Source organism: Ensifer sp. R-19 (genome assembly GCF_049905105.1).
Lineage (GTDB): Bacteria > Pseudomonadota > Alphaproteobacteria > Rhizobiales > Rhizobiaceae > Ensifer.
The window spans coordinates 783034-804310 of record NZ_CP184570.1 but is presented as its reverse complement, the minus strand read 5'-3'; the positions used below and the strand labels follow the sequence as shown (position 1 = coordinate 804310).

Sequence of the window (21277 nt, the reverse complement as noted above, 5' to 3'; positions counted from 1 at the left end):
ATGCTCCGCACGTCAGGGGCGAAGTCCGAGTTAGCTGCCTGTCTGCGGCGATTTCGACGGGCTTTTCTCGTGGTGGCGGCCTTCAGCGGTCTTCTCAACGTGCTGACGCTATCCGGCTCGGTCTTTATGCTGCAGGTCTATGACAGAGTTCTGCCCAGCCGCAGCGTGCCGACACTTGTCGCACTGATCTTCCTGATTTTAATAATTTACGGTTTTCAGGGCGCGCTCGACGCCATACGCGGCCGCGTGCTGGCACGTATTGGCAGCGGACTAGATGAGCGCCTGAACGAAGCGACCTATCGTGTGATGTCGAGGTTGCCCCTGATAAGGGGCAACTCGGGCGAAGGCCTACAGCCAGTGCGGGACCTCGACCAAATTTCCGGATTCCTGTCGAGCGGCGGTCCCGCCGCTCTCTTCGACCTGCCGTGGATGCCGCTCTATCTCGCGCTTTGCTTCGCTTTCCATCCTTGGCTGGGCGCGGCAGCGTTGATCGGTGCGATCCTGCTTTTGGCAGTGACCGTAGTCACGGAAAAAACGGTCCGCCGTCCAGCGACTGAAATGTCGAGCTATGCTCAGGCACGCAACAACGTTGCACTGGCAAGCATGCGTAACGCCGAAGTCATTGAAGCGATGGGGATGCGATCCAATCTTGCCGCGCTGTGGAACGATGCAAGCACGAACTACAGGCAGGCGCAAATACGGGCCAGCGATATCACCGGCTCCTTCGGGGCGCTTTCACGTGGCCTCAGGATGATGCTGCAGTCGCTCGTGCTAGCGACCGGCGCGTTCTTGGTGATCCGCCAGGAGGCCAGTGGCGGTATCATCATCGCGAGTTCTATTCTTACGGCGCGGGCCCTGGCGCCCGTTGAACAAGCTATCGCGCATTCGAAAAGATTTCTTGCCGCCAGACAAAGCTGGCGCCGGCTGGACGAGCTTTTTGCGCTGTTTCCTCCCGCCGGGGATGCATTGCAGCTACCGCCGCCGCAATCCGAACTCTCGGTGGAAGGTGTCGGCGTCATTCCTCCGGGCGAGCGCCGATTTGTCGCCCAGGATATTGCATTTTCGCTCACCGCGGGCTCCGCGCTCGGCATCGTCGGTCCGAGTGCTTCGGGTAAGTCGTCCTTGGCGCGGGCGATCGTCGGCGTCTGGCAGACAGCGTATGGCAAGATTCGCCTCGACGGGGCCGCGATCGGGCAGTGGCCGGTTGACGCGCTGGGGCGGCATGTCGGGTATCTACCACAAGATGTCGAGCTATTTGGAGGCACGATCGCTCAAAACATCGCTCGCTTTGATCCCACGCCGGATCCAGCGGCCATCATCGCGGCGGCCAAGGCCGCGGGCATGCACGAGACGATCCTGCTCTTGCCTGGCGGATATCAGACTGACATCGGCGAAGGCGGAGCATCGCTCTCAGCAGGCCAGCGGCAGCGCATCGGACTGGCTCGCGCGCTGTATGGTGATCCCTTCCTCGTGGTTCTGGACGAACCGAACTCGAACCTCGATGCCAATGGGGAGCATGCACTGACCCAGGCGATCCTTGCCGTGAAACGCCGCAAAGGCGTGGTCATCATAATTGCCCATCGACCGAGCGCGCTGGCGGCTGTCGATTTCTTGCTCGTTCTTCAGTCCGGCCGCCAGAAAGCTTTCGGACCCCGGGATATGATTTTGCGGGAGCAGACGCGGCTGGCGCCCGAGAGATCAATTCGAGCGGTTCCCGCGGGGGAAAGGGCGTCCGGATGATAAGTATTCGCGACTGGGCTCAGCGTGCGCATGGCGTCGCTAATCTGTTGACTACGGACAAAAGCCATTTGACAGCAGGTGCTAAGGGCAGAATTGGTCGGCCGACATTGCCTGCGGCCCACGCTCCTGCGAAGGGTGTATCCGCGCCCACACAGAACGATATTTCCCTGCGCAGGCACATCGTCTTCGGCGCGGCGATGGTGGCAATGCTGTTTGGCGGGCTTGGCGCATGGGCCGCGACGACGGGGTTGTCAGGTGCCGTGATCGCCCCGGGACATATCGCGGTTGAATCCAACGTGAAGGCGGTGCAACATCTAAGCGGCGGCGTTGTGGGCGCAATCAACGTGCGTGATGGCGACGAGGTTAAGGCAGGTGATATCTTGGTTCGCCTCGATGACACGGTCACTCGCGCTAACCTTGCCGTCATTACTAAGAGCCTGGACGAACTCTCGGCCCGACAAGCGCGCCTGACTGCAGAGCGCGAGGGTGCTGAAGCGATCCTCTTTCCCCAGGATATTGTGAGGCGCTCCTCCGCCGCCCACGTGGCGCAGGTCCTCCAAGGGGAACGGAAATTGTTCGCACTGCGCCGCGCGGCCTATCAAGCAGAGATCGAGCAACGCCGGGAGCGGATTGGCCAGCTCACAAAGGAGATAGCGGGACTCGAGGCTCAACGGGAGGCTAAGGAGCAGGAGCTTGGTCTGGTCCGCGACGAACTCAGCAGCGTGAAGGGCCTGTGGGAGAAAAAGCTTGTCCAGCACTCACGAGTGCTGGAGTTGGAGCGCCAGGAAGCGCAGCTCCTGGGAGGCCGCGGCCAGCTGATCGCTGCGATCGCCGAGGCCAAGGGCAAGATTAGCGAAACCGAAATAGCCGTCATTCAGGTTCAGGAGAATTGGCGCGGCGACGTCGCAAAAGAACTTCGCGATACGGAGGCCCAAATCGCGGAGTTGGAAGAACGGAAGATCGCCGCAGATCAGCTTCTGAGGCAAACCGACATTCGTGCGCCTCAGGCCGGACGCGTACATCAACTTGCGATCCACACGGTAGGAGGCGTTGTTGCCGCGGGCGAGTCGATCATGAAAATCGTCCCCATTGCCGACGAGTTGGCGGTGGAAGCGCGCATCGCGCCTCAAGACATCGACCAAGTCGAGCCCGGCCAGCCAGTCCATCTGCGTCTGTCGGCCTTCAACCAGCGGATCACGCCCGAAATCGGGGGGCATGTACTAACCGTTTCACCGGACCTGGTCGAAGACGAGCGAAATGGGTTGTCCTTCTACAGCGTGAGAATCAAGCTCGATAAAGGTCAGCGTGGCTCCTTCAAACCGGAAAGCCTCAAGCCCGGCATGCCAGTAGAAGCGTTCTTGCTTACTGGTGATCGCACGGTCATCTCCTACTTAGTGAAACCACTCACAGATCAGATTGAGCGCGCTTTCCGGGAATAGGAAATCATCCGCTCCGCTCCCCGGGACCAGAAATCAACGGACCGCATCGATGGTGAAGTTTATCGGTGATAGAAGGCGTGCTCTCGCACCTCAACCTGCGTTATTACGCCGAGCACGCGCTGTGGTACATCTTTAAGGCGCGGGCTTCAGTTGCCTCAAGCAAGGATGGACTGTCGATCACTATGCAAGCGTAGCTTCTTTCAGATTTTCCAACATCGGCGCGCCGCACAGCGCGGAACCTGCGATCAACTTCCATCGCCGTCGCAGCATGGTTCCGGCGGTATTCCGCGGGGCTAAGGCCACCGAGTGAGATTTTTGTGCGATGCTGATTGTGCCACCAGATATAGGAATCCACTTGCTGCATGAAGTCGTCAAGCGTCGTATTGATCCGGTGGTAGTACATCTCGTTTTTTAACCGTCCAAAGAAGCCCTCGCAGGCTGAGAGCTCCCTGATGAAACAGGCAAGATTTGCCGGGAGACAAAGGTTGCTACTCACCCCGAAGATTTGATCTTGGTGATGAAGGATCCGAAGTGGCAGATTGAGCGGGTCGGTCTTGAAGCCCGACCACTGTCGCAATGGTTTTATGAAGGACTGGCTAAGGCAGAATTACCCGTGATCTGCATTGAGACCAGGCATGCCAAGGCATTTTTGAAGCTCAATCAAATATGACGGACCGCAATGATGCGCGTGGAATCGCCCAGATGATGCGCGTCAATCTCTATTGGCCTGTGCATGTGAAGACACTGACGAGCCAGAAGCACCGGGCATTGCTGACCGCGCGCAAACTCTTGCAGGAAAAAGCCATCGCCATCGAGTATGACATTCGCGGATTGTTGCGAAACTTCGGCCTGAAAGTCGGATTGGTCGGTAAGGTCAAATTCGAAGAGGGAGAGCTTACCTGTTGCTGCTTAATTAGCAACCAGAGTGACGAGAGCGCCAGAGGAGACAAGAAGATTCCGCCGCCGGTGGAAAGATGTCCTCCGCAGTACGATGGATGGGGTAAGCTCGCGTGGTTGTCTGTTATATTCGCTCATCGCGATCAGGTCGCCGATTGGATTGTTCCGCCCCATTCTTCTGGTCGCATAATGGGAGGGCCACACAGGCCGAGCCCGGAGAGAAGCGCGATACTGCGAAGACATCAATCACCAGAGGTACGGGTAGTCAGAAGGTGCTTGACCTCACCACGCCGAATAGAGAATCCGAAATGGTGCTTTCGCATGTTAACTTGCGTCAGTACGCCAAACACCCGCTCGTGTGCATCTTTGATCCCGACATGTCCGAGCTGACTTATCGCGCGGCGGGCGACGTCGACCTCCGTAGCGCTCCACTCCAGTGCAAGGATGACGTTATCTACAACGGAAGCAATGACGCGTGCTTCCGTTGCACCAAGGAGCGGTGGGCTTACGATCACAATGCAATCATACTGGTCCTTGAAGTTGTCCAGCATGATTGTAAGCTGGTTTGTTGAAAGGAACGAAAGAGCATATTCCCGCCTGCAGGAAAGCGGGAGAAAGTCGATTCCGAACTCGGCGATCGTCTTGACAATTTCCTCAGCGGGTACCGTTTCCTCGCGGAAATACGTCGCCCTGTCCTTTCCGAATCCCTCAAGACTATGCGCGATGCTGGGGTTGCGAAAATCAAGATCGATGAGCAGGACCTTCCGCCCAATCGTGCCCGCACTCAGGGCAAAGCTAAGAGCAAGCGCGGTCTTTCCGTCGTCCTTGTCACTCGATGTGATGGCGAAGACGGCAGAATCACGGACTCGGCCCTGATGCGGGAAAATACGCCGTCGCGACAGGGCCGTCGCCACGACTGAGCGAACCGCCTCGCCATAGCTGTTGAACGGATCGTCAATCAACGCGCGTCGCGCGCTGCTCATCCGGAAGCGGTTGGGCACGAGCCCGATGCACGGTACTCCAACCGATTCTTCGACATCGCGCTCGCTGCGCACGCGACGGTGGAAACGCTCCAACAGCACAGCCGTCAATCCGCCGCCGATGCCAAAGGCAACGAATGCCGGCAGCACGAACAGGGCCGCCGAAGGCGAGCTCGGAAATGCGGGTGGCAATGCAGCAGAGACAATATGTGCTTCCTCTTGAATTCGGTCTTGGACAAAGATTTCGGTTTGTCGCCGCAGAAGGCTCTCGTATAGCTGCGCCGATGCAGTGGCCTCACGCTCCAATTCGCGCAGCTTTGCCTCAGCTTCGCGGAGTGTTTCCCGAGATTGGTCGAGTGAATCGAGGCGTTCCCGAGTGCGGTGGAGGCGCTCCCCAAGCGCCCTACGATCGAAGGGCAGTTCGGCAAGGACCTCATCGAGGAGCCGACTCAACTCTTCACGCTGTAACGAAACTGCTTGGTGACGGGTATCGGCTGCGTCTGTTTCGGCCTCCGTAGCGAGTGGGAAGGCATTTGCGGACTGGCCGTCACTCAAAACGTCGACGCGAGGCCCTTCCTGATCCTGTTGGGTCAGCAAGGCTGAGAGACGCACTCCCCGTTCTCCAAGTCTGGCCAGATCAATTGCGAGCTGTCGCCTCAGTTCGGCAATCTGCTGATCCATCGATTCGACGCTCTTCTGGTCAATAAGTCCTGAGGCCATTCGATGGTCACGAACGGCTGCTTCCGCACGCTCGACAGCGGCCCGCGCGGAAGGAATGCGTTCGGCCAGTTCCTTCTCCAGCCGCTCACGCCGCGCCTGAAGGCGGTCGCGACCTCTATTTACGTACATCTCGGCCACTCGGTTCGCAATGACTGCGGCCATCTGCGGATTCTCTGAAGTGAAGGTTACGGCAACTACACGTGAGTGCTGTTCCTTATAAACATTGAGGTTTTGCTGGAGGTCCTCGAAATCGATGGGCTCCGACTCTTCGGGCACGGCTTCTCCCGATGAACCCGTCGTTGGGGCGGAGGGCGGCTCGTCGTTTGCACCAAAGATGGCGTCTGAAAGCATCTTGCTCCATGGCCGCTGCGCCCGATCACTAAACGGGGGCGGGGACGCAACGGTTGCGGGACCGCTGGTGCCGGGATCCTCGGCGAGGCTTTTCTGCACCGCACGCAGATGGCTGGGCGACAGGATGAGTTCCACGTGGGTGTCGACGACAGCCTCATCGAAAGAGCCCTCCGGCCCGGACTCCGAGCGCGCCACGAGCAACTGCGCTTTCGCCGTATAGCGGGCCGGGATGCTGGTGCCAATCAACAAGGCCATCAACGCACCACTCGCGGCGCAAACGGCGACCAGCTTCCATCGCCGTCCCAACAGTGCAATAAGATCCAAGAGATGGAGCGTACGGTCTTCTTCGTAGGTCATTGCTCGTCCTGGAGATAAAGGGCGCGAAGGCGTCGCTCTTGTTAATTTTGCGGTTCGTCGGCATGATCAAAGCGTTTTGAGTAGACATTGGATGCCACGGAAGAGTGGGCCCGTGAGCGGGTGGGCAACACCACGGTCAACGCCGTTGGTCGGCGAGGGGACCTTGGTAGCCTGTGTCGTGCCACTCCTCAACCATTCCATCCACCCGGTTCTCGGCTGCTTGACTAGCCGGCGGCAAATGCGATGATGGGAATGCGAGTGCTCATCCCCCATTCACAACATTTCCAGCGTATAGAATTTCATCATTTGTACAACGCGTAAATTGATGCAAATTGAGTAAGGATCCGGCGGGGATTACCTAATCATGGTGCTTGTGGCGTACCCCCTTATGTCGCTCTGCCTGAATGAGCATACCTATTCTCCATTTATTGATATTGGGGCTTTTGCGATCATTTAGATGATGTTGGTGAAGCGCGCCGGGCCAGTCTGCCGGCCAGATGCACTGACTCCAGCAAATCTTCAGATTGGAGTACGCCGATGGTCATTCGTCCCCGACCGCGCACGTTTTTCAAGTTGTTGGGTCTGGCGGCCCGCACCGCAGTAGCTCTGGCCCTGGGGCTGTCGTGGTTGGAGGCCTCCGAGTACCGGCTGCATGCGGGCGATGTGATCGAGGTCTCGCTCGCTGGGCTTCCGCAGTTCGGCCAACGCGCGCCGGTTCAGCTCGATGGCAGCATCACAATTCCGACCATCGGCACGCTCGACGTCGAGGGCGTCACGTTGGCCAATGTTCGCGAACTTATTCAGGCTGCCTACACCAGCCGGCTCCTGACCCTCTATGCCTCCGATGGTCGGGAGTTGACGCGTACGGTTGAACGCGAGGATGTATCGGCAGCAATCGTGCAATATGCGCCGATATGGGTATCCGGAGATGTTGTTCAGACCGGCGAGCATCGTTTCCAGCCACGGATGACGGTACGCCAGGCGATCGCGTCTGCGGGCGGGCTCCGTCCACCGATTATGACTACCGGCACGCTGCCGCAATACGATCCGATCCCGCTGCAGAGCGACTACATTGCCAGCTGGCTCACATTGGCTGGCCATGCCGTCCGCGCCTGGAGGTTCCGCACCGAGCTCGGCGAGACGGCCGAATTCGACAAGACATCAATTCCAGCCGCACCGGTGCCTGAAGACGCGTTGACGCGCATTCTGGCGACCGAGAAGCAGATTCGTGAGCTTCGGCAGGTGGATTTCGATCGCGAGCGGGCCTTTTTGGACCGGAGCGCGGCTCTTGCTGAGGAGCAGATCAAGTCGCTATCCCAACGCGTCGAACTCGAGACTCAAGGCGAACGCGAGGACACTCAAGTCTACGAGACCGCGAAAGAACTTCTACGGCAAGGCAAACTCACCAATTTGCGGGTAGTGGATGCCCGACGCTCGGTGCTTTTCTCATCCACGCGCCGGCTGCAAACGGAAAGCGAGCTCATGCAGATGCGCAGACGGCTGGACGAGGCGCGCCGGTCGTTGGAAAAGCTCGAGGACCAGCGCCGGCTCGGCATCCATGAAGAACTGCGGTCCATAGATCTGAAACTGGCCGACGAACATGCCCGCCTAAAGAGTCTGCGGGCGAAATTGGACCTCGCTGGCATCGCCGTCCCGCGCGGCCAGGAGGCCAGCCAGGAGGCCAGCCCGGCGGTTACCATTTTTCGCAGGATCGAAATGAAGCCCGTCGCTTTTGAAGCGGGGTATGATGAAGAGGTCGAGCCGGGCGATATCGTGGAAGTCGCGTTACGCCAAGGGTCCTTATCGACGGGCACTGATGTCGGCGCACTTGGCATTGACCGGCCTCAATATGCCCAGAGCGCGAAATAACCTCTCAATCCCTCAAGTTCTACTTGGTCTTCCGGATCGATGCTCGAGCGGGGCGCGGATAGACGAAGAGGCCGAGTCTTCGCTCGGCGATGGCCGCTGTCATTTCATCTCTGCCGCCAACTTGAGTGAGTTCGTCAACCTGCTGGTGTTGGCCGGACCGCTGTCCATTTCCGTGGTCGAAGCGCTTGCGGCAGGACCTTAAGGCTTTGCGATGGCCGCCGACGGCGAGACGCAGCGCTTCGCCAAAGTTTGCGGTCGGACCGAGAGCTCTTCCAACCCCCGTGCCCATCTCGCGGTCGCTTTATTTGCCATCGGTGGCCGCATCGACAACTCGCTCGTCGAGCAAGAGCCTGCTTTCCGGCATTGGGCAATATCTACGTCAAAAGCGGTAACAGTATAAGGGCATTGGCGAATAAGTGTAAATCCATTGTGCTATGTATACAACCCTAGAGATGACCATTGAAACGTCATCGTTGACTTTTTGGGGCTATCCCGGTTGATTGCCCCGCTGCGCGTATGTGGTACCATTTCTTTTTTGACATGAGGAATTATTTGAAAAATTCTCTCCGGAAGGGGGTGCAACGTGAACAAGAAGAAAACGTGGAATTTTGCAATCGTCGAGCCGAACTACATTGTATGCGCAGGGCTGGCACGAATATTTGCACGAACGGCATTCAAAGAACAAATCGAATGCGCCAATATGGCCCAGTTGTGGGAGTTGATAGAAAAGGGTCAGGAAGTCGATTTGTTTTTGATAGACGTGGGGCAAAATATCTGCCGATTTAAAGCGGACGTCGAGAAGCTCAAAACGCAATTTCCAAAGTCATTTGTTGTTCTAATGGCGGACTCTGTTGAGGAAGCTGTAGTCACCCAGGCCGTCCAAGCGGGTGTTCATGGTTTGATTGACAAGGGCATGCGCGTCGAAGCCATGGTGAAATCGCTGGAATTGGTCCTGCTCGGCGAACCTGTTTTCCCTCCCCCCGCTCCGGTCAAGACATCGCTTATCACAAAGGAGTATGTCTTGCCGAAGCACAATCAAAACAATGGTCACAACGGGGATTCAACTCATATAATTTCCCTGGCGCCTAATCTTTCGTCGCGAGAAATTGAAGTATTGATGTCACTTAGTCGGGGAAACTCCAATAAGGAGATTGCCAGGAAGCTCGAGATCTCGGATGCCACCGTGAAGGTACATGTGAAGGCAATCTTGCGGAAGCTTCGGATAAAGAACCGGACCGAGGCGGCCTTGTGGGCAACGAGTGCAGGGCAACAGACCTCACCGTACCAGCAGTGATTGATATCCGTCCTGATCAAGCCGCCTCAGCAAGCCTTAGAATAATAAGGGCTATCTAAAAGCCGTCGACACCATATTCTCGTGGCGACGAGCTTTACGGCGGCGAGGGTTTCGGGACGCTTGTCATATCGGGTTGCGATGCCGCGGAATTGTTTGATCCTGTTGAAGAATCGCTCGACGATGTTCCTCTGCCGATAGACCCAGCGCGAGAATACGAAGGAGCCTTGCGGTTTGTCTTCGGCGGGATGTTGGCCCAGGCCTTTCGCGCGGCGGCCTTGGCCCGAATGGCGTTGCTGTCATACCCCTTGTCGGCGAGGAGGATGTCTTCCTTGCCGAGTTCGTTCGTCAGCGCGGCGGCCTCGGTGCAGTCGGCGATCTGTCCGCCGGTCTGGCGCAGGGTAACGGGGCGACCTTCGGCACCGACGCGCGCGTGGATTTTGCTCGTAAGCCCGCCGCGGGAACGTCTCATGCCGCCATCATCTCCATCCCCTTTTTCCCGTGGCCGCATGCTGGTGAACGCGGACACAGGTCGTAGCGCTCGGGATTTCCGCCCTGGGCGAGCCCGTTCGGAACCGCCAGAGGATGCCATTCAGCACTCGCCGATCATCGACCCGAGGAACCCCGCGGGCTTGTTGGGCAACAGCGGCGACAGGATCGACCATTCGTGATCGGTGAGTTCGTAGCGGCGACGCGTCATAGAGGCTCCCTCATTCGGAAATCTTGAATCACGACGGCGAAAAACACCAAGTGATTTTAAGAGTTTACGTCCAAGTAATACCCCTTTTGGAGCGGTCACTCCGCTTGGGTAGCGGCTCCACAAAAGGATGCTCCACAAAGTATGGCTTTGCCGTTCGACTGCCTTCTATCCTTATGCGCAATTGCCGAGGACTGATCGACTGTTAGATTCCTGTCATCGATCTGTCACATCTCTGCAAACGCGGATTTTGAGGCAGTACCGAGTCAACTTCAGGGAGAGATTCGATGAAAGCCGTAATCCAGTGTGGCGGTCAGGGAACGCGTCTGAGACCATACACTATGGTGCTACCCAAGCCGCTGATGCCAGTCCGCTCTCAGCCGGTACTTGAGCTTCTGCTGAAATGGCTTCGACGAAACGACCTGACAGAGGTCTATATCACCACCGGTTATCTCGGCCAGCTGATCAAGAGCTTCTGTGGCGACGGGCGGCGGTGGGACATCCGGATCCGCTATACGGATGAAGCGGCACCCCTGGGGACGATCGGGCCACTCGGCTTGCTGCGCGATGAACTCGACACCAGCTTCCTGGTGATCAATGGGGATGTCATTACCGATCTGAGCCTCGGTGCGTTCGCGCAGTACCATCACAGCACGGGCGGAATACTCACGGTGGCTACCATGCACCGGCAGACTCGAATGGATTTCGGCGTCATCGAGGCACATGACGGGCGGATCACCAGCTTCAAGGAAAAACCGATACTCTCGAACCTTGTGAGCATGGGTGTCTACTGCATGGAGCCCTCGGTGCTTCAATACATTCCTGCTGGCGTCCCATTCGGCTTCGATGATTTGATCCTGTGCCTCCTTCGGCGAGGCGTTCCGACCCACAGCTACATTCACGAGGGCATGTGGCTCGACATTGGCCGGATCGAAGATTTCCAAACCGCTCAGGAGCTTGATTGGGATGTCCAGTCACCACCGTTTGAACGCGTCCACGCAGCCTGAGGCTGTCCTGCTGAATGCCGCCCAGGGCGGAGGTGCCGCAACGGCGCGTCCCGGCAGCGAGCCCGACGATCGCTCAGAGATTTACGTCGCGCGACCAATCTTGGGGCGTGAGGAGCAGGTCGCCGTTTGCGAAGTCTTGGACGACGGCTGGGTCACGATGGGCTCGCGTGTACGCGATTTCGAGCTAGCCTTCGCCGAGCGGCATCGCACGGATGATGCCGTGGCGGTCAGCTCTTGCACCGCCGCACTTCATCTTATCCTCCATGCACTGGGGATAGGGCCAGGCGACGAAGTCCTCGTGCCCTCGCTCACATTCGTGGCGACGGCCAACAGCGTCTTGTATACTGGGGCGTCGCCTGTCTTTGTCGACATCGAGTCGCTCACCATGCCGCTGATGTCCCTGGAGGACGCTGCGCAAAAGTGCTCTCCGAGAACAAAGGCTGTCATTGTCGTGCACTATGCTGGCTGTGTCGCGCAGCGCAGCGCATGGCGCGAGTTCGCCTCCCGGCGGGGCCTGTTCCTCATTGGGGACGCGGCGCATGCAGTGGGTCTTGAGGACGCCGCAACCTTCGGCGACGCAGCTGCCTTCAGCTTTTACGGCAACAAGAACATGACGACCGCAGAAGGCGGCATGGTGGTGTCGACTCAATCCGACTTTCTGGAGCGAGTCCGGCAAATGCGCGGCCATGGGATGACAAGCGGCACATTCCAGCGCCACCACAGTGGCGCACCGCGCTACGACGTGACAATGCTCGGCTACAATTACCGAATGGATGAACTCCGAGCTGCCATGGGTCTGGTCCAACTCGGTCACCTGACAGCGTGGAATGAACGCCGGCGCGTCCTGACGGCCAGATATGCAGATAGTCTGGCAGCCGATTGCCCGACCATCCTCGTCCCCAGCCTGCAGGGTTGCGATTCGGCTCATCATATCATGCCGGTCGTCTTGCCGGCCGAAGCCGACCGCGATCGGATCATCGCTTCCATGAGAAGCGATGGCATCCAAACGAGCATCCATTACCCGCCTGTTCACGACTTTTCCTTCTACAGATCTCGGCGACCGGACCTTCGGCTCCCGAAGACGGAGGAATTCTCTCGTCGCGAGCTGACGCTCCCGCTGCATCCCGGCATGGCTGACGGTCACGTCGAGCGCGTAGTCGCCGCTCTGGCCGCTGCTGCGCAGGCATGAAGGACGTCAAGAAACAAATGTGAGGAGATTCGTAATGCGCCACGACGACCGTCTGCCAGCACGTCTTATCGGCTGGATTGCTCGCTCCTTCGACGTTCTCTTCGCCGCCGTCTGCTTGGCGGTTCTAAGCCCCGTGATGCTGCTGATTGCCGTGGCGATCATCGCGGAGAGCGGCCGTCCGGTGTTCTTCTCGCAGGTGCGCCTTGGACAGGGCGGCAGGCACTTTCGGATTTACAAGTTTCGCAAATTTCGTGCGGACTGCAGCCCCTTCGGCCTTCCATTGACGGTCAATAATGACGGTCGAACGTCCAGAATTGGACGATTACTCGCAAAAACGAAGTTCGATGAGCTCCCGCAACTCTATAACATCCTCCGGGGAGATATGGCCTTTGTCGGCCCGCGGCCAGAGAGCCTCGCTTTTGCCGACTGCTTCGACGACAAGCACCGGGCAATCTTGGACTATAGGCCTGGAATATTCGGTCCCAGCCAGGCAGCGTTTCGCAATGAGGCGAGCCTGTACCCGGTGAATACCGACCTGATTAAGGTTTATCGAGAGGTGATCTTCCCGCTGAAGGCCTGTCTCGATCTCGAATATTACCCGCGTAAGACCATGCTCAAGGACCTAGTGTGGATTGTTCGCGGAGTCATGGCGGTGGCTGGCCTCCATCCAACATTGACCAAGCTTCCGACGCAGCTGCCCACGCTGCGGACCAGCCAGGCGCCTGTGACGGAAGGCGCTCTATCGCCACCTTCGAGCTGGAGCCGCGCGAGGAGGATGCAACTATGAGCTGGGTAGTTCCGCAGAGGCCCTCTGAGCAGGGTCCCGCGGACGCGACGCAGGGATCATCGCACCGGACAGCGGCAACGCCAGTGCCTCGGGAGAGGTGGGGTTCGGGCGTGCTCCTCGGTGCGGAAAGCCCAATCCCCTCGCGAGCATGCAATCCCGGCGCGATTCCATCGTCGTGGACAAGGACACCGATGGCGCCAAGGTGCAACACCGTCATCGTTGAGCTTTTCGGGCCAGCTGCTTCCGGGAAGACGACCCTTGCCCGAGGCCTCGAGGCTGCGCTCGATGCTAGGGGCATCGCGGTGCGGCTCGTCGGGAGCTCGCGTCCCGCAGAAAAAGGTTCTGAGCCACCAGGAGCAGGAGCTAGGCCGTCCTCCGCACTGCCCGCAGCCTTGGCCCGCGCCTCGAAAGTCTTCACCGCTCTGGACGCGCTGGTGCCAGGCGTCTCCATCGACCCGCTCGTCGGGCAATTGATGGAGATCCTGCCGCCAAAGAGCTGGACTAGAGCCATCCGGGCTCGACGTTATCTGCGGAATATCTGCGGCTCCTGGAGCGCGGCGCTGACCTCGGACAGCGTCGTCATCTTCGATCAGGGTTTTATGAATTCACTCTGCTCGCTCGCTCTCTTTTCCGGTGCGCTAAGCCAGCATGCCCTGTCGCGAGGACTATCGCTTGTGCCGGCGCCCGATTTGCTCATTCGCGTGGAGACGCCGCGCGAAGTGCTTCAGGCGCGCCTTGAAAAGCGGCTGCGTCGTCAAGGGGTGTTTGAGCGACTGTTCGAGAGCGACATCCAAAGATCGCTTCGGCAGATCGAGATCTCCTCGATGATTGATGATTTGCTGAAAGCGGTCGGCCGGCATTCGATGCGTGTGAGTTGGCGGGACCAAGACACCCTCGCAATGGCCGTTGAGACGATCGCGGACGAAATCATCTTGAAGAAGGGACACGGATCGCGATGACCTGACTTAGCGCGAAATCGCCTTGTACCCGCGACGCTGAATTGAGAATTGACGGAGCAAACAGGGCCGTTTTCATCGGTCGCTTCCGGCACCGCTTGACCGAGCGCAACGCTCACTGCGGAAACAATTGCCGCGGGTGATGCAAGAGCTGCCCCGCCATAGCGGCTTTCGGAGCCGGTTGCAGAAAGGAGAACCAGCTATGGTAGATAAGATCGGCACGGATGCTGGCGAGGACCTCACTGGCGGCGCTGAAAACGATCTGCTCGATGGCAAGGGGGGAAACGACAGGCTTTACGGCAAGGATGGCAATGACATCCTTTATGGCCGGAGTGGGGATGACCTGCTCGACGGCATGGCCGGCGCGGACGCCATGTACGGCGGAGCAGGCAACGACCGCTACAGGATCGATAATGTCGGCGATGTGATCAGCGAGGATGAAAACAACGACGGCATCGATGATGGCGGAATCGACCTGGTCGAGAGTTCCGTCACGTTCACCCTTCCCAAGTTCTTTGAAAACCTGACGCTGACGGGAACGGACGCCGTCAACGCAACAGGCAATGAACTCAACAACAAGATCAAGGGAAATGCCGCTGCGAACGTCCTGACTGGAGACGGGGGAAAAGATATACTTACTGGCGGTGGCGGCGCCGACACGTTCCTATTCGGTCCAGCTGCGGTCAGTAGCACGGACCGGGTGGTGGACTTCGACGCGGACGACCGACTTGGATTCTTCGCCGCCGATTACGGCCTGAGCGAGGGCAGCGGTCTGACCAATGGGAAACTGTCGAGCGACTACTTTACCATTGTGAGTTCCGGCAATCAGGCGAGCACGTCTCACGGGCAGTTCATCTACTCGAGTGGGACTCGGACTTTGATGTGGGACGGAGATGGTGCCGGCGGCGCCGCCGGGATCGCGATCGCCACCTTCGATACGGATATTGCAAGCCTCCTGAGCGCCGACCGCTTCACGATTTCCGGGTCTGGCGGTTCAGCACCACCGCCGCAGATATCGATCACGGACGGAGCGCCCAACCCGCAGACGGAAGGCAGCACGGCCACGATCAAGTTCATGATCACGCTGTCGGAGGCGGCGTCCGAGGCGGTGCGCATCGTCTACAGTACGCAAGACGGCACGGCGACAGCCAGTGAGGACTTCGTGGGCGTGAGTGGTGGCGTGGTCGAGATCCCGGCCGGGCAGACAAGCGTCGAAGTCACCATCAATCTGCGCGACGACACCATCGTGGAGAATGCCGAGTCCTTCAAGGTCCTGATCAACTCGGCAAAGCTCGTCACGAGCGGCACGGCGCTCACCCTTGCCGATTCCTCGGGAACGGGCAGTATCGCCGACAATGATGCCAGCCCGCCTCCGAATCCGACCGTGGTCAACATCACGGACGGAGCGCCCAACCCGCAGACGGAAGGCAGCACGGCCACGATCAAATTCATGATCACGCTGTCGGAGGCGGCGTCCGAGGCGGTGCGCATCACCTACAGTACACAAGACGGCACGGCGACAGCCGGTGAGGACTTCGTGGGTGTGAGCGGTGGCGTGGTCGACATCCCGGCCGGGCAGACAAGCGTCGAAGTCACCATCAATCTGCGCGACGACACCATCGTGGAGAATACCGAGACCTTCAAGGTTCTGATCAACTCGGCAAAGCTCGTCACGAGCGGCACGGCGCTCACCCTTGCCGATTCCTCGGGAACGGGCAGTATCGCCGACAATGATGTCAGCCCGCCTTCGAATCCGACCGTGGTCAACATCATCGATACCAGCATCAAGGCAGGCGGGATCAACAGTTCGGATCCGTCAGGGCTGGCCTATGTGCCGGGCCAGGGCCTCTTCCTTTCCGATTCGGAAGTGGATGAGAGTCCATTTTTCCGCGCGAACAATCTGTTCCAGATCAGCACGAGTGGTGTCCTGGAGAACTCCCTCAGCCTTGCAGCCTTCACGAAGGAGCCGACGGGGCTGGCATTCAACCCGGTCACCGGTCATTTGCTCATCACGGACGATGACAAGTACTCGATCTACTGGGTCGATCCGAAGAACCCGACAGCGAGGCTCGGGACCGCCTCGGCAAAGTCCCTCAACTGTGACGATCCGGAGGACGTCGCCGTCAACCCGAACAATGGCAACGTGTTCATTGTCAACGGGACTTCCCATACGATCGTCGAGATCGACAAGGCATTCAGCCAGGTTCTCTCCAGGATCACTCTTCCCGTGGAAATCAAGGATCCGGAGGCGCTGGCCTATGACGCCCAGCACAACGTGTTCTTCGTGGGCGGCGGCTTCAGCAAGAATATCTGGGTTGTCGATCACGGCGGCAACATCCTGCAGACCATCGACCTTCTTAAGGATTACCGTAACCCGATTGGCGACACCAGCGCCAAGATCAAGGACCTGGAATTCGCGCCGAGCAGTGATCCCAATGACGATCCGGGTAAGATGAATCTCTATGTCGCCGACTACGGGAACAGCCATGTGAATGACGGGCGCGTGATCGAAATCGACTTGGGCAATGATTGGCTCATTGTCGCTTAGCACTTCAGTTGCGGCTGTCGTGAGCTTTGCGCCATTGCCTGGTGCGCTCGGCACTGCAGCGCCGCGCGTCTTATCAAACGCGCAAAATTCGCGGTAGCACTTTGAATTGGCGCAATGTCTGTCTCCTTAAATCGAGAGCGATTTAAGGAGACATGCAATAGGCGGGCCAGGCGACCACGGCAGCCAGCGGCATGGCGGCGGTGGCAAACCCCGGCAGGGCATGCGTGGCGGTGAGACAAGTGAGCGACCTGCGTTCCTTAGTCTCCTCGTCGCACCGCACGAGCTGCGCAATGCCAGGTCCAACCGCATCGCCCGTCAGGTCACGAAGGCCACGCCGCATCTGCGCAATGGCGAAGCAATGGCGCTGGAAGCCATTGCCCTCGTAAAGCGGCGAGGGCCAAGCCTATCACGTCAGATAGCTCAACTCGGGGCGAACCCGCCCGGCTGCGATTCGGTAGCGCCACCACTCGATCGTCTTTTCGAGGCCGCTGTCGAGCGTTTCGCGAGGCGCCCAGCCCGTCAACTCTCGCAAACGATCCGAGTCGGCGATTAGGGCCATCACTTCCGATGCAGCCGGCCGCTTGCGAACGTCTTCCGCGATTATCGGTTTGGCGGGCCCAGCCACTAGTTCGCGAATGCGTTCGACGGTCTCAGAAATGGTAACTGCAAACCCCGAGCCTGCATTATAAGCGGCACCCCATTCCAGCTGTTCCGCTCGGCCGATGGCTAGAAACGCACTGACAGTATCGTCAACGAAATTGAAATCTCGTATCGGGCTAAGGTCACCAATCCGGATCTCTTTCGATTCCGGCTGGAGGGCCTGCCGGATGATTGTCGGGATGACGGCGCGCTCGCTTTGACGCGGCCCGTAAGTGTTGAAGGGGCGCATGATGACGGCGGGCGTCTCGAATGATCGGGCATAGGCCTCTACCATCTTGTCCGCACCAATCTTGCTGGCGGAATAGGGTGACTGACCTTGAAGTGGGTGTTCTTCGGTGATTGGTGTGAACAGCGCGGTGCCGTAGACTTCGGAGGTGGACGTGTGGACTATCCGGCCGACCCCGCCTGCGCGACAAGCTTCGAGCACGTTCACCGTGCCCGTTATGTTGGTGTCCACATAGGATTGCGGCGCACTATAGCTGTACGGGATCGCGATCAACGCGGCGAGGTGAAATACGACATCTGCGCCGTCGACCAGCTTGCGCACGAAATGGGAGTCGCGGACATCGCCAGCCACGAGATTCATGGCTTGGCGAAGCTCGGCGGGGGTATCATCTAGCCACCCCCTTTGCCCGAAAGAGTTGTAGAGACTGAGCGCGGTGACCTTTGCGCCCTGACGTACCAAGCTCTCCGCCAGATGCGAACCAATGAATCCATCGGCTCCAGTGATCACCGTCTTTAGTCCGTCGTAGCGCGTATCGATAGCCATAGCACTCAGTTCCCCATCGTTGCGTTATTTCTGCTTGAACCCGCGAAGTTCAAGATGGCGGCGTACCCACGGAGGCGACAGGGGATCGCCACCGAGTCCCCCACCTCCATTCATGAATCCGAAAGCACAGAATCATAAACTGCAGTTGTCTCCGCCACGAGGCGGTCGAGGGAGAAGCGCTTCTCGTACCAAGCCCGTCCGGCCTCTCCCATCTGGCGACGATACAGTGGAGCCGCAATAAGCAAGCGCAGACGGTCGCGGAGGACATCAATGTTTCCCCGCGGTACAACGAATCCGGTCTCGCTCTCGCGAACCGACTCGCGCACTCCTCCAACGTCTGACGCAATCACTGGCAGGCCCGCTCGCATAGCCTCGAGGATCGAGCGCGGGAATCCCTCCCAATTGGAAGCGAGCACAAATATCTGCCCATCCGCCAAACGCTCTGCCACATCCTGCCGATAACCCGCAAAGCGAACGCGCGACGCGATCCCCAGCGAGGCGGCAAGCCCCTCGACAGAGGAGAGCAAGGGCCCGTCACCAACCAGCTCCAGCTGCCAATCGAGGTCCGTTAACTGCGCAAGAGCGCGCAAGAGCGTCGCATGGTCTTTTTGCCAGGCCATGCGTGCCACCATTACAATCTTGGGTGGCGATCTTTCCGGTCGGGCGCGAAGCGATTCCTTGACGTCGGGCATGGCATTCGGAATTGCCACGAGCCGATCTTTGCGAGTCAGGAAGCTCCGTTCGGCGGCACTGAAGTCAGATTCACATACCGTGATGATACGAGACGCAAGCGGTGCTGCGGCCCATTCGACCAGCCAAAAAATAACACGCTGGATCCATGGATGCCCCTTCGTGAAACCCCAGCCGTGGGCGGTAAACAGAGCCGGAATACCAAGACTGTATGCGGCAATCCGACCAAGCAGGCCCGCAGTGGTAGAGTGCGTCGATACGATGTCGGGGCGAAGCTGACGTAATAGTTCTCGGATCTCAAGTACAGCTTTCACGGCCTGGAAGGGCCCCACGCTGCGATGCAGGTTTTGTATGCAATGAATGGGAATTCCACACTCTCTGAGGTGATTGGCAAACCGACCGTCGCGACCAGCCAAAATCGTCACCTCCGCACCTCTGGAACGAAGCGCAGTGGATAGATCGCGCACGTGAATGTGTGCCCCCCCGATTTCGTCTCCGCGCGAAATCACGAAAACGATCCGTAGACGATGGTCGACCTGCTCGGTCGTCCCCTGTTCGTGTGACGTTAGAATAGACATCGGCACCCCCGGCCACAGCTACAGTTAGACACTACTCCACAGAGCCTGCATCACGGCTTTCACCGTATCCTCGAGCGGCTGGTCCGTATCGACGGAAATCACGCGCGAATTGGGGAACTCAGTCTCCATCTCGATCTTTCTGCGCCTCTTTACGGCTGCGGGATCGGGTCCTTCTTTCTTAATGCGAACCGCGTCCCTTCTCAGCGACGTCTCGATCGGCGCAGTTAAACGGATGACAAGCGTCGGCTGCGGGAGCCCGGTGTAGAGCGCCCGCTCGCGCCTCATCAGCCACTGCTTCGGGCCACGTCCGCACCGCGCAAGCGCCTCATCATCGAACCGACTGCTGTCGACCGCGCCAAGGGTTGCGGAAGGGTAACGATCGGCAATCACAATCGACCCCGCGGCGGCATAGCGCCAGCAACGGCTCAGAAGCGCGCGGCGGTCGTGGGCCAGAACAGTGAGCCACAGAGTATTCAGCAAAGAAGGCGGCACGTTTTGCTTCTGCTCACGTTCCGCACGCGCGCTGGATCGGTGACCGGGCAGGATCCGCCGGGCCAAAGGAAGGATGAGGCGCGGGAGGAGCGAAACGAACGTCGCGGGAGGTTTGCCGACATGGACGGCGCGGACATCGAAATGATGGCCCAGAATGCGGGCGGAGGCCAGACTCAAGGTGGATTTTCCCGTGCCCATGGGACCGACAAAAGCGATTACGAGCCCTGCCGCCGTAGGGATTAGCCTGCGGCGACGCCTCAGCAGCAACAGTAGGACACGTTGCATGCGTGACAGCGCTTCCGAGAGTGTGTTGAGCCGTCGCCAGCCACGGAGCTGGCCCGCTACCTGACGACCAAGCAGGATTCGGCGAACCATGGCCCGCGGCTCGGCGATGGCTTCGATCAGGTCATGAAGAAGCGAAACAGGCGCACCCGGAAACCAGGCCGTCCAGAGCTCCTCGGCCTTGTCACTGTTCGCGCTTGCACAGAGCCATTTCAGCTCCTGCAGCACGAGGTCGTAGTGGCGCTGAAGCAAAAACAGCTCCGCAAGACTGGTATGCTTGAGCGCAATTCGGAGCGCAAAGAGCACCAGTTCGGCCTCGACCGTGGGGACAGGAACGCTGTGCAAGCGACGCGTATTGGCCAGTAGCGCCGATTCCACCGGGAGATGGTAGGCCTTGACCAGACTGTCACCGGTGACGATCTGGAAATAGGCGTGCACGTGGAGCAGCTGCGGCGCATCGGGGTCCAGAGCAAAGGCGTGGAAGACACCGGGATGTCCGGCCCCGTTCGCTGAGACCGCGAGCTTGAACCCGCTTTCGACCAGCGCGGTTTGGAAGCCGGCGGCGTCCTGGCGGTCGATGAGCAGGTCGAGATCCCCTTCGCCCGCAAGGCTCTCGCCAAGCCGCAGATTGCTCTTCCAGTGGCAGTACCGCAGCCCCATACGGTCCAGCGAGGCGAGCAGGCGACGTATCGGCTCCTTCGGTGGGGGGAGGGCCGACGTTGTTTCGGGGCCGGCTGCTCCAGCGAGATAGGCTTTAGGCTGCATGGACGTCAAATGACGGCGACTGAACATCCTCAATCGAGCTCCTGGGCGGTGTGGAAATCGTCTATCCGGCCAAATTCGAGCCAGACGGCAGCAACTCGAGCACCGGCTGTGATTGAACCGGCACCAGCGGCATCGGGAGGACCATGGTATACGGGCGCAGGCGAGTTCCCTGACCGCCACATCGCATTACGGCTTTCATCAATGGACTCCCTC

The 21277-nt window shown here is 59.1% G+C and carries 13 protein-coding genes and 3 pseudogenes; 10 read left to right on the top strand and 6 right to left on the bottom strand.

Annotated elements, in window-relative coordinates; translation table 11 throughout:
* Both ACN9MO_RS23000 and ACN9MO_RS22995 read left to right on the top strand, forming a co-directional pair.
* Entirely contained in the window at positions 1 to 1740 is a 1740-nt protein-coding gene (locus tag ACN9MO_RS23000; protein WP_113133829.1) for a type I secretion system permease/ATPase, read from the top strand.
* Positions 1737 to 3179: an HlyD family type I secretion periplasmic adaptor subunit gene (locus ACN9MO_RS22995; protein WP_113133830.1), complete on the top strand. Its 1443-nt coding sequence runs from the start codon at positions 1737 to 1739 to the stop codon at positions 3177 to 3179. The genes ACN9MO_RS23000 and ACN9MO_RS22995 overlap by 4 nt, the downstream gene beginning before the upstream one ends.
* Positions 3180 to 3450: 271 nt before the next feature.
* Here ACN9MO_RS22995 and ACN9MO_RS22990 read toward each other — a convergent pair.
* Positions 3451 to 3621: pseudogene (locus tag ACN9MO_RS22990) on the bottom strand (IS3 family transposase); the annotation flags it as partial.
* Between the two features lie 9 nt (positions 3622 to 3630).
* Here ACN9MO_RS22990 and ACN9MO_RS22985 point away from each other — a divergent pair.
* Positions 3631 to 4067, top strand: a pseudogene (locus ACN9MO_RS22985) (IS110 family transposase); the annotation flags it as partial.
* A 251-nt stretch (positions 4068 to 4318) separates the two neighbouring features.
* On the opposite strand, the gene ACN9MO_RS22980 reads toward ACN9MO_RS22985, so the two are convergent.
* On the bottom strand, positions 4319 to 6484 hold the full coding sequence (locus ACN9MO_RS22980) for a GumC family protein (RefSeq protein ID WP_113133831.1): 2166 nt from the start codon (positions 6482 to 6484) through the stop codon (positions 4319 to 4321).
* A 537-nt stretch (positions 6485 to 7021) separates the two neighbouring features.
* Between ACN9MO_RS22980 and ACN9MO_RS22975 the strand changes: the two genes are divergently transcribed.
* The gene (locus tag ACN9MO_RS22975) at positions 7022 to 8353 is read left to right on the top strand and encodes a polysaccharide biosynthesis/export family protein (protein WP_057251168.1); all 1332 of its coding nucleotides are present in this window, start codon (positions 7022 to 7024) and stop codon (positions 8351 to 8353) included.
* Between the two features lie 583 nt (positions 8354 to 8936).
* Positions 8937 to 9647 (top strand): response regulator transcription factor, encoded by a 711-nt coding sequence (locus ACN9MO_RS22970; RefSeq protein ID WP_057251166.1) that lies wholly within the window; start codon positions 8937 to 8939, stop codon positions 9645 to 9647.
* A gap of 26 nt (positions 9648 to 9673) precedes the next feature.
* On the opposite strand, the pseudogene ACN9MO_RS22965 reads toward ACN9MO_RS22970, so the two are convergent.
* A pseudogene (locus tag ACN9MO_RS22965) lies at positions 9674 to 10344 on the bottom strand (IS5 family transposase).
* A gap of 284 nt (positions 10345 to 10628) precedes the next feature.
* Here ACN9MO_RS22965 and ACN9MO_RS22960 point away from each other — a divergent pair.
* From ACN9MO_RS22960 to ACN9MO_RS22940, 5 genes are all read left to right on the top strand, one after another.
* Entirely contained in the window at positions 10629 to 11348 is a 720-nt protein-coding gene (locus ACN9MO_RS22960; protein ID WP_057251165.1) for a nucleotidyltransferase family protein, read from the top strand.
* The gene (locus ACN9MO_RS22955; RefSeq protein ID WP_113133832.1) at positions 11308 to 12537 is read left to right on the top strand and encodes a DegT/DnrJ/EryC1/StrS family aminotransferase; all 1230 of its coding nucleotides are present in this window, start codon (positions 11308 to 11310) and stop codon (positions 12535 to 12537) included. Before ACN9MO_RS22960 ends, ACN9MO_RS22955 begins: the two co-directional genes overlap by 41 nt.
* Before the next feature lie 34 nt (positions 12538 to 12571).
* Positions 12572 to 13324 (top strand): sugar transferase, encoded by a 753-nt coding sequence (locus ACN9MO_RS22950; protein ID WP_113133833.1) that lies wholly within the window; start codon positions 12572 to 12574, stop codon positions 13322 to 13324.
* Between the two features lie 392 nt (positions 13325 to 13716).
* Entirely contained in the window at positions 13717 to 14283 is a 567-nt protein-coding gene (locus ACN9MO_RS22945; protein WP_057251164.1) for a hypothetical protein, read from the top strand.
* A gap of 199 nt (positions 14284 to 14482) precedes the next feature.
* Positions 14483 to 16828, top strand: a complete 2346-nt coding sequence (locus tag ACN9MO_RS22940; protein WP_057251163.1) for a Calx-beta domain-containing protein — start codon at positions 14483 to 14485, stop codon at positions 16826 to 16828.
* Positions 16829 to 17234: 406 nt separating this feature from the next.
* On the opposite strand, the gene ACN9MO_RS22935 is transcribed toward ACN9MO_RS22940, so the two are convergent.
* From ACN9MO_RS22935 to ACN9MO_RS22925, 3 genes are all read right to left on the bottom strand, one after another.
* Positions 17235 to 18257, bottom strand: a complete 1023-nt coding sequence (locus tag ACN9MO_RS22935; RefSeq protein ID WP_057251161.1) for an SDR family NAD(P)-dependent oxidoreductase — start codon at positions 18255 to 18257, stop codon at positions 17235 to 17237.
* Positions 18258 to 18367: 110 nt separating this feature from the next.
* The gene (locus ACN9MO_RS22930) at positions 18368 to 19525 is read right to left on the bottom strand and encodes a glycosyltransferase family 4 protein (RefSeq protein ID WP_113133835.1); all 1158 of its coding nucleotides are present in this window, start codon (positions 19523 to 19525) and stop codon (positions 18368 to 18370) included.
* A gap of 24 nt (positions 19526 to 19549) precedes the next feature.
* Entirely contained in the window at positions 19550 to 21091 is a 1542-nt protein-coding gene (locus ACN9MO_RS22925; RefSeq protein WP_162733751.1) for a dTMP kinase, read from the bottom strand.
* Between the last annotated feature and the right edge of the window lie 186 nt (positions 21092 to 21277).